Raw genomic sequence first — 12,578 nt, 5'->3', positions numbered from 1 at the left:
GTCTGAAATGGGAAGAAGGTTGAGCCTGGGGTCTAGCGACTACCCACCTTGAGCGGCTGGGTGGGCGCCGGCAGGCTGGCGAGGACCGCGTCGCGCTGGCGCTTGAGGGCGGCCAGGGTGGTGGCATCGGCCATGGGCACCGACTGGGCGTCGACGGTCATGCCCGGACGCACTCGCTGCAGGCCGTTGACCACGATGCGATCGCCGGCTTCCAACCCCTTGCGCACGATGCGCAGACCTTCCAGGCGTGGGCCCAGATCGACGTTGCGATAGGCGGCCTTGTTCTGGCCGTCCACCACCAGCACGAATTTCTTGCCCAGGTCGGTGCCTACGGCGGCGTCCTGGATCAGGGTGCCTTCGTAGGTGCCGCTGCCCACCAGCCGTAGCCGGGCATAGAGTCCCGGGGTGAAGCGGCCGTCGGCATTGTCGAACACGGCGCGACCGTGGATGGTGCCGGTGCGCGGATCGAGCTGGTTGTCCATGAAGTCCATGTGGCCTTCGTGGGAGAAGTCGTCTTCGTTGGACAGCGCCAGGTAGACCGGGCTGGCCGCGCCGCGCTGGCCCTGGCGGGCGAGGGCCTGCTGCTTGAGGAAGACGCGCTCGTCGGCGTCGAAATAGGCATAGACCTTGTCGGTGGAGACCAGGGTAGTGAGGCGGGTGTCTCCGGCGTTGACCAGGTTGCCGGCAGTGACCTCGGCACGGCCGACGCGCCCGTCGATGGCGGCGCGGACCTCGGTGAAGCCCAGGTTCAGGCGCGCGGCGTCCAGTTGCGCCTGGGCGGCAGCGACGCTGGCCTTGGCTTCCTGGGCGGCGCTGCGGCGGGCCTCGACGATTTCCGCGGAGATGGCGTTGCTGCTGCGCAGGCGTTCGCCACGGGCGGCTTCGTCGGCGGTGCGACTGGCGTTGGCGCGGGCCTGTTGCAGCTCAGCTTCGAGGCGCTTGACCTCGGCCTGGAAGGGGCGCGGATCGATCTGCAGCAGCAGGTCGCCGCGCTTGACCCGGGCACCCTCGTGGAAGAGCACGCGGTCGACATAGCCGGAGACGCGGGGACGCACCACCACGGACTCGGGCGCTTCCAGGCGGCCGGTCACCTCGTCCCATTCCACCACCGGCTGGCGCAGCACCTCGGCGGCGCTCACCTTGGGCGCGGGCGGTGCCGCGCTGGCCTGGGGATGGGAATCGCCGCAGGCGGCAAGGAACAGCGTGGAGGTCAGGGCCAGGGGGCCGAGGGTTTTCGCGAAGAGATCCATGTTCGAGTCCGCCCGAGGTGGAAAGAGGTCAGGGAGGCGAGTCTGCCGCCGGGGAAGGGCGCCGACGAATCGAAGGGCTCGAACTCATTTATCGATGACGGTGATGGTTTTGCTGTAGGTATCGCTGGCGGTGATGGCGCTGAGCGTAGAGCGGCGATCTAGAGCCCTTCAGCTCGGCGTCCGCCCTGGGCTAGAGTGGTGGGGCTGCAGACCCTGTCCTTGCCCAAGCGCGCCGCGGTGGTCGCCAGGCCCCGGTCGAGACCCCCGCCGCAGGAGGATGACGATGTCGCTATCCCGCCACCTGGTACTGATCACCGCGCTACTGGCCAGCGCGGCAACGGCCGCCCAGCCGGTCTTGCCGACGCCTGTGCCCGCCCATTCCCACTACCTGCTCCTGGCCGGCAACGGAGGAGCCGGCGGTGCGGGTGGCGCAGGCGGTAGCGGCGCGCTACCGGGCAAGGGCGGTAGCGGAGGCCAGGGCGGTGCCGCCGGGCCTGGCGGCGTTCCCGGCGCCAAGGGTGCGGACGGTACCGAGGGCGCCGTCATCCCTGAGCGTCGGACGCCTCGCGGCGATCAGGTGCCCGACGCTGGCAAGCGCTAAAGACTGTCCGGATCGCCAATGAACATCTGGATGCGCGACCTCAGCCAGCGCTCGCCGGGGTCGTGGTCCTGGGCGCCGCTCCAGGCCATGGGCAATTCATGGCTGCCGTCGCGCAGTTCTTCTGGCGGGTCCTCGTACCTCAGGCCACCGGTGCTGGCCAGCAGGCGCGCGGTGTAGTCCGGCACCATCACCAGCAGATCGGTTTCCGCCAGCAGCGACCCCAGGCCGTTGAACTGGGGTACCGCCAGCACCACCCGGCGCTGGCGGCCGAGCTTGTCGAGGAGTTCGTCGATATAGCCGGTGAGATCGCCGGCATAGGACACCAGGGCATGGGGCCGCGCGCAGTATTCGTCCAGGGTCAGGCGACCGGGTTTGCTGTCTGCGCGCAGCACCTTGAAGCCGAAGCGGCGCACCGGTCGGCGCTTGGCGTTGGCCGGCAGCTCCTCGGTATAGCCCACCGCCACGGTGATCTCGCCGGAGGCCAGCATGCCGGCGGCGGTCAGGTAGTTCATCCGGCGCACCACCAGGGTAGTGCCCGGCGCCTCGATGCGGATGCGCCTGAGCAGCGGTGGCAGCAGGGCGAATTCGACGTCGTCGGAGAGGCCGACGCGGAATACCCGGTCGGCGCTGGCCGGCTCGAAACTCTGGGTCCGGCTCACCGCGCTGGAGATCTGGTCCAGTGCCGGCGACAGCAGGGCGGCGATCTCCTGGGCCCGCGGCGTGGGCTCCATGCTGCGCCCGGTGCGGACGAACAGCGGATCGTCGAACAGGGTGCGCAGCCGTGCCAGGGCCGCGCTGATCGCCGGCTGGCCGAGAAACAGCTTTTCCGCGGCACGGGTGACGCTGCGCTCGAGCATCAGGGTCTCGAACACGATGAGCAGGTTGAGGTCGACGCGACGCAGATCGGTACGGTTCATTCGGGCCCCGGCAGGGAGTGGATCGATACCCCCGATGTCCATTATCGATGGGGATGCATAGAATCCTAAGGGAAGGCTGGTTAGAGTCCTAGTCATAGCAGTCCGCCTCGGCACACGTCCCGGGGTTGGCATCAACGCGAGGTAATGCCATGTCCCGCCTGATCCAGTTCACCGAATTCGGCCCGCCGGAGGTGCTCGCCTGCATCGACCGGCCCACGCCCATGGCGGGGCCAGGCGAGGTGCTGGTGCGGGTCCAGGCCATTGGCGTGAGCTGGTACGACGTGCTCTGGCGGCAGAATCTGGCCCCCGAGCAGGCCGTGCCGCCGGCCGGTCTCGGCTGCGAGCTGGCCGGGGTGGTCACCGCCCTGGGCGAAGGCGTGGCCGACCTGGCGGTGGGCGATCGCGTGGCCAGCTTCCTGGGTCACGATATCAATCGCTATCCGGCCTATGGCGATGACCTGGTCTATCCGGCCACCTCCCTGGTGCGCTACCCGGACGTGCTTACCCCGGTGGAAGCCGCGGTGCACTACAACCCGCTGCTCACCGTCTATACCGCGCTGATGCACCAGGCCCGGTTGCAACCGGGCGAATGGGTGCTGATCACCGATGCCAGTCGCTGCTGCGGTCCGGCCTCCATCCAGTTGGCCAAGGCCCTGGGGGCCCGGGTCATCGCCAGCACCCATGACGCCGGCGACCGTGACTACCTGCGCGAACTGGGCGCGGAAAGGGTCATCGCCGCCGAGGAAGAGGATCTGGTCAGCCGCATCGCCAGCATCACCGACGGTGTCGGCGTGCACGTGGCCCTGGATGCCCTGGGCGGTCCGCAACTGGCGCTGCTCGGCGAGGCCATGGCGCCCCGCGGCCGGCTGCTGCTCTACGGCCTCAATGGCGGCAATCAGACCCCGCTGCCGGCCTGCGCGGCCTTCAAGAAGAAATTCAAGCTCTACATCCACTGCGTCCAGGACTTCACCGGCCAGCCGGAGATGGGTCTGGAGGCGGATTGCGCCGCGGTGCGCGAGGCCCTGCAGCACATCGACCAGCTGACCCGCGATCGCCTGCTCAAGGCGCAGATCAAACAGGTCTTTCCCTTCGAGCAATTCGTCGAGGCCCACCGCTGCATGGAGCAGTGCCCCACCCGGGGTCGGGTCGTGCTCAGCGTCGACTGATCCGCCAGACAATGAAAAAACCCACGCCAAGGCGTGGGTTTTTTATGGCGGGTCGTCCGAGCCGGGCGCCTAGGCGGTGGCTTTCTTCTGCAGCGGCGGCGTAGCCCGATTGACCCGGGTCTTGGCGCCAAAGAAGGCCACGCTGAGGAAGTGCAGCGGACTGATGCGTTCCAGCACCAGCTTGAGCGCCACCGGCAGGAACAGGCCCATGACCATGCTGACGGTAAAGACCACCCAGACGTCGTGAACCTGCAGCTTGTTCAGCACGATGCGGGCACCGGCGGTGCCGAAGACGTGGAACAGGTAGATCTCGAAGGAGAAATAACCCAGCCAGGCCAGCGGCTTGAAGTAGAAGCGGCGGGCGATCAGCAGGCTGATGGCGGCCAGGCCCAGGGCGGTGCCGACCACGGCCATGTCGTTCTCGTCGAGATCCACCAGTTCGAACAGATACGCCTGGTCGATGATCACCAGGATCGCCAGGGCCACGGCCATGGTGGTGACGTTGCGCCGGGTGATGAGTTGCGCGCCGAAGCGGTAGAGACCCAGGCCCAGGAGGAAGAAGGGGAACAGCTGCACCGCCTTGTAGAGGCTGAACAGGTCCGGGAAGCTCTCCCAGGCGAAGGACGCCGCCAGGGCCACGGCGAACACCAGGCCGAAGTTGCGCAAGGTCAGCAGCAGGCCGGCCTTCTCCAGCAGGGCGATCACCACGAAGATGCAGAAGATCGACTGCAGGAACCAGAAGTGCGCATAGCTGAAGAAGTAGATGCTGAAGATGTCGGTCAGCTGCGGCTTGTAGTTGGTGTTGGGCACGGCCATCTGCAGGGCGAAGAACAGCGTCGACACCACCAGCAGGGGAATCCCGATGCGTTTGAACTTGCCCTGGTAGAAGCGCGACAGGTCGCTGCCGGTATTCACCGGGCGCAAGGCATAGACGTAGCCGGAGATGGCGGTGAACAGCGGCATCCGGACATAGACGAGAGAGTCGTAGAGATAGCGCAGCACGGAGTCGTCGGGCACCTTCATGCCCAGGGTCGACGAACTGCCGATGACGTGGCCCGCTACCATCAGAAACAGCGCCAGGCCGCGAATCGTCTCGATGCGCAGATCCTTTTCAGGCGTGGTCTTGGTCATGCTGAGTCCTCTGTACTAGCTAAGCGAGACAGCGTTTCCACAGGAGTGGGAAAGGATGTCGGCGCATCAGATCATCTGAGCCCGGTGAGCTTAGGCTAGTTCGTTAGCTTCCTTGCGGTAGCGCCGGGAAAACTCGGGCTTTTCTTGCGCTGCATCACTTTTCTGTGAAGCGATTCCTAGAAGTGTGAACTTGCAACGGCTGCGAACGGCGTTGATTAAGGTGGCATTTTGCCAGGTTTAAGGGATTCTTAAGCCAATTCGCGGTAGGGCGGAGGCGGCCGGTCAGGCCGCCCTGGAGAGCACCTAGACGAACGCCTTGCCGTCCAGAATCGCCTTTCGCCAGCGGGTGATGCGCACCTCGCCCGGCAGTCCGGCGCTGGTGAAGGGATCGCGGGCGATGAAGGCTTCGGCTTCGGCGCGGGTTTCCACATCGACGATGTAGACGCTGCCGGTGGCGGTCTCGCCGTCGTCGCTGAGCTTGGCGCCGCAGGCCAGCAGCGCGGCGGCGTTCTCGCGCAGGAAGTCCAGGTGGGCCGGGCGATGCTGCTGGCGCAGGGCCAGGCTGTCCGGCTTGTCGAAGGTCTCGATCAGAAAAGGCATGGCAGGCTCCGATAGGGTCGGCGACCCCGGTGGTCGCCGCTGGCGCAGGGTGGCGCGATCCTGGGGCCAGCGTCAATCGGACCTTGGCTGGCCCTCGCTGCCTGGCCGGGCATAGCCTTAGCAGAGAAATGTATTAAACATTCGGGTCTAGATAGGCCAGGCTGACCTTTCCAAATGGAATATAAGGAAGGTCGCCATGTTTCGCTCCTCTCTTCGACGCTGGCTGGCGCGGGGCGCCGTTCTGTTGCTGGCGCTCGGGATGCTCGCCCCGATCCAGGCCGCCGACCAGGCGCTGCGCATCGGCTATCAGAAAGGCGGAGGTCTGCTGGCCGTGCTCAAGGCCCAGGGTACCCTGGAGCAGGCCCTGGGCGCCCAGGGCTACCAGGTGAGCTGGCGCGAATTCCAGGCCGGGCCGCAACTGCTGGAGGCGCTCAATGCCGGCAGCATCGACGTCGGCTATACCGGCTCGCCACCGCCGATCTTCGCCCAGGCGGCCGGGATCGACCTGGTCTACCTGGGCGCCGAACCGGCCAGCGAGGCGGTGGAGGCCATCCTGGTGCCAACCGCCTCGCCGATCCGCGACGTCGCCGGCCTCAAAGGCAAGAAGGTGGCGGTGCAGAAGGGATCGAGCGCCAACTTCCTGCTGGTCGCCGCCCTGGAAAAGGCCGGGCTGAGCTTCAAGGACATCCAGCCGGTGTATCTGCCGCCCGCGGATGCCCGCGCCGCCTTCGTCAATGGGTCGGTGGACGCCTGGGTGGTCTGGGACCCTTATCTTGCGGCCATCCAGCAGAGCCAGCCGGTGCGCGTGCTCGCCGACTACAAAGGGCTGCTGCACGCCAACAGCTTCTATGAGGGCTCCCGCCGCTTCGCCGACGCCCATCCCGAGGCGATCCGCCTGCTGCTGGCGGAACTGGCCAAGGCTGGTGCCTGGGCCAATACCCACAAGCCGGAGGTGACACGCATCCTGGCCGAGCAGATCGGACTGCCGGAAGCGGTGATCGCCACCTGGCAGGCGCGTACCGGTTATGGTGCGACGGCGCTGACGCCGGCGATCATCGCCACCCAGCAGCAGACCGCCGACATCTTCAAGGCCCAGGGGTTGATCCCCCGTGCAGTGGACGTCAGCCAGGCGGTCTGGCAGGCGCCGCGCTAGAGGGCCTAGGCGCGGCGGGGCAGCAGATAGCCCAGCAGGAACATCCCGGCGGCGGCCACCACCACCGAGGGACCGGCCGGGGTGTCCTGGTACCAGGACAGGGTCAGACCCAGGCACACCGCGGCCATGCCCAGCAGGCTGGCGCCACAGGCCATCTGCTCCGGGCTGCGGGCGTGGCGCTGGGCGGTGGCGGCGGGAATGATCAGTAGCGAGGTGATCAGCAGCACCCCGACGATCTTCATGGCCACGGCGATGACGATGGCGACCAGCAGCATCAGCGCCAGGCGGATCCAGGTCACCGGCAGGCCTTCGACCTGCGCCAGTTCCTCGTGCACGGTGATGGCCAGCAGCGGCCGCCACAGGCAGGCCAGGGCGACCAGCACCAGGGCGCTGCCGCCAAGGATCCAGCGCAGATCGCCGGGACCCACCGCCAGCAGATCGCCGAACAGGTAGCTCATCAGGTCGATGCGCACCTCGTGCATGAACGACAGCGCCACCAGCCCCAGCGACAGGGTGCTGTGGGCGAGGATGCCGAGCAGGGTGTCGGCGGCCAGCCCCCGACGACGCTGCAGCACCACCAGCACCACGGCCAGCGCCAGGCAGCCGACGGTGACGGTCAGGGTCGGGCTGACATCCAGCAAGAAGCCCACGGCGACCCCGAGCAGGGCGGCATGGGACAGGGTGTCGCCGAAATAGGCCATGCGCCGCCAGACCACGAAGGAGCCAAGGGGACCGGCGACGAGGGCGAGGGCGAGACCGGCGAGCAGGGCATACAGCAGAAAATCAGCCATGCTTGCAGTGGGCTCCATGGACATGCGGGGTCTTGACCACGCCGCCATGCAGGTCGTGGGCGTGATCGTGGTGGTGGTGATAGACCGCCAGGTTGCGCGCGCTCTGGCCGAACAGCGCCTGATAGGCCGGATCGCCACTGACCTGCTCGGGATGGCCCGAGCAGCAGATGTGCCGATTCAGGCAGATCACCTGGTCGGTGGCGCCCATCACCAGGTGCAGGTCGTGGGACACCATCAGCACGCCGCAGCCATGGCGCTCGCGCAACTGGCCGATCAGCCGGTACAGCTCGCTCTGGCCATTGATGTCGACGCCTTGCACGGGTTCGTCGAGCACCAGCAGCTCGGGCTGACGGAGCAGGGCGCGGGCCAGCAGCACCCGCTGCAACTCGCCGCCGGAAATGCTCTGCAGAGGGCTGTCGATGACGCCTTCGGCGCCCACTTCGCCGAGGGCGGCCAGGGCACTGGCGCGATTCACGCCCGGCACCAGGCGCAGGAAGCGCAGCACCGACAGCGGCAGGGTGGCATCCACCTGCAGCTTCTGCGGCATGTAGCCGATGCGCAGCCGCGGGCGACGCCAGACGCTGCCGCGATCGGGCGTGAGCAGGCCGAGCACGCTGCGCACCAGGGTGGTCTTGCCGGCGCCGTTGGGGCCGATGAGGGTGACGATGCGGCCGGGATCCAGGGTCAGGCTGACCTGCTCGAGCACCGGCTGCCCGGCAAAGGTCACGCCGACCTCCTGCAGCCGGATCAGCGCCTCGCTCATGCCTGCTTCCGGCAGGCGGCGCACTGACCGACCACTTCCACGGTCTGGCCTTCGACCTGGAAGCCCACGGCGCTGGCGCCGTCGAGGATGGCCTGGTGCACGGCCGGCTGTTCCAGCTCGATGCTCACCTGGCAGCTGCGGCAGATCAGGAACTGGCCCTGGTGGGCCTCGCCGGGATGGTTGCAGCCGACGAAGGCGTTGAGCGAGGCGATGCGGTGCACCAGGCCGTTCTCGACCAGGAAATCCAGCGCCCGGTAGACGGTGGGCGGCGCGGCGCGGCGGCCGTCCTGCTCGCTGAGCACGGCCAGGATGTCGTAGGCGCCGAGCGGCTTGTGGCTTTGCCAGACCAGCTCCAGCACCCGCTTGCGCAGCTCGGTGAGGCGCACGCCGGCGCGGCTGCAGAGGGCGTCGGCCTCGGCCAGCGCGTGGGCGACGCAGCGCGAATGATCGTGGGGCCGAAAGGCCAGGGGGGCGTCGGTCATGAAACAGTACCTTGGGAGCCAGGACGTTATTATATTGCACCTCTCTTAAGAATCGGGATTTTCACGTGCCGCGCCTCCTACCCCTCGTCGCCTCCCTGCTGCTCGCCTGCACCCTGCTGCCCGCCCAGGCCGAGGTGAAGGTGCTGACCAGCATCAAACCCCTGCAACTGATCGCCGCCGCGATCCAGGACGGCGCCGGCCAGCCCGCCGTGCTGCTGCCGCCGGGTGCCTCGCCGCACCACTACGCCCTGCGGCCCTCGGATCTGCGCCAGGTGCGTGAGGCCCGGCTGGTCTACTGGATCGGCCCGGATCTGGAGGCCTTCCTGCCGGCGGTGCTCAAGGAGCGCCAGGGCCCCAGCCTGGCCGTCCAGGAGCTGCCCGGCTTGCACCTGCGCCGCTTCGGTGCCGAGCATGCGGACGCCCATGACGACGATCACGGCGACGAGCACGAGCACGAGCACGAGCACGAGCACGAGAACGAGCACGCGCACGCGCATGGCGAGGAACAGGGCGGCGAGCCCGAATACGCCCACGACCACGATCATCGTCCGGGCAGCCTGGATGCCCATCTCTGGCTGAGTCCGGCCAACGCCCGGGTGATCGCCGCCCGCGTGGCCGCCGACCTGAGCCAGGCCGATCCGGCCAATGCCAGTCGCTACGCCAGCAACCTCAAGGCCTTCGAAAGCGGACTGGCCGCCAAGGACCAGGCCCTGCGCGCCCAGCTGGCGCCGCTGGCCGGCAAGCCCTATTTCGTCTTCCACGAAGCCTTCGACTACTTCGAGGAAGCCTATGGCCTGAGCCATCGCGGCGTCTTCGCCCTGGGCGCCGACGTCCAGCCCGGCGCGCGCCACGTGGCCGCCATGCGCGACGAACTCAAGGCCGCCGGGCCGACCTGCGTCTTCACCGAGCCGCCGCTGCAGCCAAAGATCGCCACTACCCTGAGCAGCGGCCTGCCGGTGACCCTGGTGGAACTCGATCCCCTCGGCGCCCGCATCCCGGCCAACGCCGGCGGCTATGCCCAGCTGCTGCAGAATGTGGCCGACACCCTGGGCGGCTGCCTGGGCAAGCTGCCCTGAAGCCTCGCCCGGCGGCGGATCGGCAGGCGTCGCCGTCTGTCGCCTTTGGGCCACATCGCGGCCGTTCAGCTAGCGTTCAGGACGAGTTCAGGCAGCGTTCAGGGCCATTGGCCTAATCTGCAACTGTCAGATCAGCAACGCCGAGGTCGCCCGGATATGTTCACCCTAGCGCAGCTCCCGCTACGGCAGATCGTCCGGACACTTCGACCCGACCTGGCGATGTTCATCCTTGTAACTCCACTACAGGGTCACCAAGTCAGCTCTGGTCCCCTGTAGCCGTCTCGCGACGGAGCCGTCCCCCAACGGCAGTTTCCGATCCCCATGAAGTGCTCCTTACCTCTCCAACTGGAGAGGTTTTTTTTGCCCGGAACAAAGTCAGTGATCCCAGCCATTCCCTTCCCGCTCTCGCCGCCGGCCGGCTCCAGGCGCCATAATCGGCACCAGGGCGCCGCTGCGCGAAGCACGCGACAGGCGCAGTCGCGGCCAGAGAACGTCTCGTTAGCTGTTCAGGAGTCTGCATGAAGATCCTCGTCGTCGAAGACGAAAACCTGCTGCGCCACCACCTCAAGGTGCGTCTGGGTGAAGCCGGTCATGTCGTCAATGCCGTGGCCGATGCGGAAGAAGCGCTCTACAGCGCCCGCGAATTCCATCACGATCTCGCCATCATCGACCTGGGCCTGCCCGGCATGAGCGGTCTCGATCTGATCCGCCAGCTGCGCAACCAGGGCGCCACCCTGCCGATCCTCATCCTCACCGCCCGCGGCAGCTGGCAGGACAAGGTCGAGGGGCTCGGCGCCGGGGCGGACGACTATGTGGTCAAGCCCTTCCAGTTCGAAGAGCTGGAGGCGCGCCTCAATGTGCTGCTGCGCCGTTCGGCGGGTTTCGTCCAGCCGAGCATCCGCGCCGGTTCGCTCAAGCTCGACCTGGGCCGCCAGCAGGCCTTCAACGAAGAGCAGCCGCTGCAGCTGACCGCCTACGAATACCGCCTGCTGGAATACCTGATGCGCAACCACCAGCAGGTGATCACCAAGGAGCGGCTCATGGAGCAGCTCTACGACGATGACGGCGAGCATGACAGCAACGTCATCGAGGTGCTGGTGGGGCGCCTGCGGCGCAAGCTGGAGGCCAGCTGCCAGATGCAACCCATCGAAACGGTCCGGGGCCGCGGCTACCTGTTCACCGAGCGCTGCCAGTGATCCGTTCCTTTCGCGTGCGGCTGCTGCTCAGCGCGGCCCTGCTGGTCAGCGTCTGCCTGGCGCTGATCGTGCCGGCGATCCGCAACGCCTTCGACCGCACCGTGGAAAACTTCGTCGCCGCGCGGCTGGAGGCCAACGCCAACACCCTGATCGGTGCGGCGCGCGCCATCGACGGCCGGCTGGCGATGCCGGAGATGATCGCCGAAGAGGTCTTCGACCGACCCGGCTCGCCGATCCTCGGCTATGTCTACGACCAGAACGGCCGCCTGCTCTGGCGCTCGCGCTCGGCGATCAAGGAGCGGCCCAACTACAAGCCGACCTTCGACGGCGGCGGGGTCAAGCTGGTCAAGGCCACCGACGACCAGGGGCAGGGCTTCTTCGTCTTCGATCGCGAGGTGCTGCTGGGCAATCCGCCGGTGGCCGGTTTCAGCGTGGTCACCATGCAGCCGGCCGAGGAATACGAGCGGCTGCGCGCCACCTTCCTGCACCAGGTGATCCTCTGGCTGGTGGGGGTGCTGGGCGCCCTGTTGCTGCTGCTGGCGCTGGTCATGCAGTGGAGCCTGCGTCCGCTGCGCCGCCTCAGCCAGCAACTCGATGCGGTGGAGACCGATCAGCGCGAGCTGCTCGACGAAAACAACGTGCCCAGCGAGATCAGCCGGCTGATCCGCTCGCTCAACCGCCTGCTCGATCATGAACGGCTGCAGCGCGAGCGCTATCGCGACACCCTCGGCGATCTCGCCCACAGCCTCAAGACGCCGCTGGCGGTGCTGCAGGGGGTGACCGAGGAATTGCGCCGCCGACCGCAGCTGGACCAGGAGGTCGGCACCCTGCAGACCCAGATCGAGCGCATGAACCAGCAGGTGATGTACCAGCTGCAGCGGGCCACGCGCCAGGGTGGCGCGGTGCTCAGCCGGCCGCTGGAGCTGGCGCCGCTGCTGGAGTCGCTGTTCAGCACCCTGGACAAGGTCTATGCCGAGAAACGCGTCCAGGCGGAAATGGACCTGCCGCCGAATCTGCGGGTGCAGGCCGAGGAAGCCGCCATGCTGGAGGTGTTCGGCAACCTGCTGGAAAACGCCTATCGGCTCTGCCTGACCCAGGTACGGGTCAGTGCCCGCCGGCACACCGAGCACTGGATCCTCGACATCGAGGACGACGGCCCGGGGATTCCCGCCGAGCGCCGCGAGAGCGTGCTGCGCCGCGGCATGCGCATGGACAGCCGGCACCCCGGGCAGGGCATCGGCCTGGCCGTGGTGCAGGACATCCTCGAAGGCTATCGCAGCAGCCTGACCATCGACGAATCGAGTCTGGGCGGCGCCCGCTTCCGCTTCCGCCTGCCGGCGGCCATTTCCCCGGAGCGGCCTTCCTTGGTGCACAATGGCGCCAGGACGTGACCCATGGGTCATGGCTTGCGTCTGCTCCTGATAGTGAAATTCTGTCTGTAAGGACCCCGGC

At 67.5% G+C, this 12,578-nt stretch carries 13 protein-coding genes; 6 read left to right on the top strand and 7 right to left on the bottom strand.

The features are described 5' to 3' along the window. Nucleotides 1-32 precede the first annotated feature (32 nt). On the bottom strand, nt 33-1,250 hold the full coding sequence (locus DBY63_RS16550) for an efflux RND transporter periplasmic adaptor subunit (protein WP_027600643.1): 1,218 nt from the start codon (nt 1,248-1,250) through the stop codon (nt 33-35). 283 nt (nt 1,251-1,533) lie between these two features. Between DBY63_RS16550 and DBY63_RS25015 the strand changes: the two genes are divergently transcribed. After that, complete coding sequence (locus DBY63_RS25015; RefSeq protein ID WP_177411465.1) at nt 1,534-1,851, top strand: hypothetical protein; 318 nt, start codon at nt 1,534-1,536, stop codon at nt 1,849-1,851. On the opposite strand, the gene DBY63_RS16540 is transcribed toward DBY63_RS25015, so the two are convergent. Next, on the bottom strand, nt 1,848-2,768 hold the full coding sequence (locus DBY63_RS16540) for a LysR family transcriptional regulator (protein ID WP_027597405.1): 921 nt from the start codon (nt 2,766-2,768) through the stop codon (nt 1,848-1,850). The genes DBY63_RS25015 and DBY63_RS16540 overlap by 4 nt on opposite strands. A 149-nt stretch (nt 2,769-2,917) precedes the next feature. On the opposite strand from DBY63_RS16540, the gene DBY63_RS16535 reads away from it, so the two are divergent. Then, nucleotides 2,918-3,934, top strand: coding sequence for a zinc-dependent alcohol dehydrogenase family protein (locus DBY63_RS16535; protein WP_027600644.1), 1,017 nt, complete (start codon nt 2,918-2,920; stop codon nt 3,932-3,934). 69 nt (nt 3,935-4,003) lie between these two features. On the opposite strand, the gene DBY63_RS16530 is transcribed toward DBY63_RS16535, so the two are convergent. Beyond that, nucleotides 4,004-5,065: an acyltransferase gene (locus DBY63_RS16530; protein ID WP_027597407.1), complete on the bottom strand. Its 1,062-nt coding sequence runs from the start codon at nt 5,063-5,065 to the stop codon at nt 4,004-4,006. A gap of 303 nt (nt 5,066-5,368) precedes the next feature. Continuing rightward, nucleotides 5,369-5,665, bottom strand: coding sequence for a YciI family protein (locus DBY63_RS16525; protein WP_027600646.1), 297 nt, complete (start codon nt 5,663-5,665; stop codon nt 5,369-5,371). A gap of 196 nt (nt 5,666-5,861) precedes the next feature. Here DBY63_RS16525 and DBY63_RS16520 point away from each other — a divergent pair, with 196 nt between their 5' ends. Further along, entirely contained in the window at nt 5,862-6,818 is a 957-nt protein-coding gene (locus tag DBY63_RS16520) for a sulfonate ABC transporter substrate-binding protein (protein ID WP_108581641.1), read from the top strand. 5 nt (nt 6,819-6,823) lie between these two features. Here DBY63_RS16520 and znuB read toward each other — a convergent pair whose 3' ends face one another. Genes znuB through DBY63_RS16505 form a run of 3 tightly spaced genes read right to left on the bottom strand, consistent with a single transcriptional unit; the run spans nt 6,824 to nt 8,854 of the window. Further along, nucleotides 6,824-7,609, bottom strand: coding sequence for a zinc ABC transporter permease subunit ZnuB (gene znuB / locus DBY63_RS16515; protein ID WP_017642327.1), 786 nt, complete (start codon nt 7,607-7,609; stop codon nt 6,824-6,826). Then, a complete protein-coding gene (znuC, locus tag DBY63_RS16510; protein WP_027597409.1) occupies nt 7,602-8,372 on the bottom strand; it encodes a zinc ABC transporter ATP-binding protein ZnuC in 771 nt (256 codons plus the stop codon). Before znuC ends, znuB begins: the two co-directional genes overlap by 8 nt. Continuing rightward, nucleotides 8,369-8,854, bottom strand: coding sequence for a Fur family transcriptional regulator (locus DBY63_RS16505; protein WP_027597410.1), 486 nt, complete (start codon nt 8,852-8,854; stop codon nt 8,369-8,371). The genes znuC and DBY63_RS16505 overlap by 4 nt, the downstream gene beginning before the upstream one ends. A 65-nt stretch (nt 8,855-8,919) precedes the next feature. Here DBY63_RS16505 and znuA point away from each other — a divergent pair, with 65 nt between their 5' ends. The 3 genes from znuA to DBY63_RS16490 all read left to right on the top strand — a co-directional run bounded on the left by znuA (nt 8,920) and on the right by DBY63_RS16490 (nt 12,517). Beyond that, nucleotides 8,920-9,930, top strand: coding sequence for a zinc ABC transporter substrate-binding protein ZnuA (gene znuA / locus DBY63_RS16500; RefSeq protein WP_108581640.1), 1,011 nt, complete (start codon nt 8,920-8,922; stop codon nt 9,928-9,930). Nucleotides 9,931-10,448: 518 nt separating this feature from the next. Beyond that, the gene (locus tag DBY63_RS16495; protein WP_007159882.1) at nt 10,449-11,126 is read left to right on the top strand and encodes a response regulator transcription factor; all 678 of its coding nucleotides are present in this window, start codon (nt 10,449-10,451) and stop codon (nt 11,124-11,126) included. After that, nucleotides 11,123-12,517: an ATP-binding protein gene (locus tag DBY63_RS16490; RefSeq protein WP_028700289.1), complete on the top strand. Its 1,395-nt coding sequence runs from the start codon at nt 11,123-11,125 to the stop codon at nt 12,515-12,517. The genes DBY63_RS16495 and DBY63_RS16490 overlap by 4 nt, the downstream gene beginning before the upstream one ends. The last annotated feature ends 61 nt before the right edge of the window (nt 12,518-12,578 follow it).

Origin of the sequence: Pseudomonas sp. RIT411 (genome assembly GCF_003057735.2) — a bacterium.
In the GTDB taxonomy this organism is placed as follows: domain Bacteria; phylum Pseudomonadota; class Gammaproteobacteria; order Pseudomonadales; family Pseudomonadaceae; genus Chryseomonas; species Chryseomonas oryzihabitans.
Note: the sequence above shows the minus strand (reverse complement) of the source record. Positions and strands in the feature narration are given on the sequence as shown.

Bases quoted from the DNA above. Each gene is read 5' to 3' on its own strand.
- DBY63_RS16530 (WP_027597407.1), bottom strand. From the start codon at position 5,065: ATGACCAAGACCACGCCTGAAAAGGATCTGCGCATCGAGACGATTCGC.
- DBY63_RS16495 (WP_007159882.1), top strand. From the start codon at position 10,449: ATGAAGATCCTCGTCGTCGAAGACGAAAACCTGCTGCGCCACCACCTC.
- DBY63_RS25015 (WP_177411465.1), top strand. From the start codon at position 1,534: ATGTCGCTATCCCGCCACCTGGTACTGATCACCGCGCTACTGGCCAGC.
- DBY63_RS16540 (WP_027597405.1), bottom strand. From the start codon at position 2,768: ATGAACCGTACCGATCTGCGTCGCGTCGACCTCAACCTGCTCATCGTG.
- DBY63_RS16520 (WP_108581641.1), top strand. From the start codon at position 5,862: ATGTTTCGCTCCTCTCTTCGACGCTGGCTGGCGCGGGGCGCCGTTCTG.
- DBY63_RS16550 (WP_027600643.1), bottom strand. From the start codon at position 1,250: ATGGATCTCTTCGCGAAAACCCTCGGCCCCCTGGCCCTGACCTCCACG.
- znuC (WP_027597409.1), bottom strand. From the start codon at position 8,372: ATGAGCGAGGCGCTGATCCGGCTGCAGGAGGTCGGCGTGACCTTTGCC.
- DBY63_RS16505 (WP_027597410.1), bottom strand. From the start codon at position 8,854: ATGACCGACGCCCCCCTGGCCTTTCGGCCCCACGATCATTCGCGCTGC.
- znuB (WP_017642327.1), bottom strand. From the start codon at position 7,609: ATGGCTGATTTTCTGCTGTATGCCCTGCTCGCCGGTCTCGCCCTCGCC.
- DBY63_RS16525 (WP_027600646.1), bottom strand. From the start codon at position 5,665: ATGCCTTTTCTGATCGAGACCTTCGACAAGCCGGACAGCCTGGCCCTG.
- DBY63_RS16535 (WP_027600644.1), top strand. From the start codon at position 2,918: ATGTCCCGCCTGATCCAGTTCACCGAATTCGGCCCGCCGGAGGTGCTC.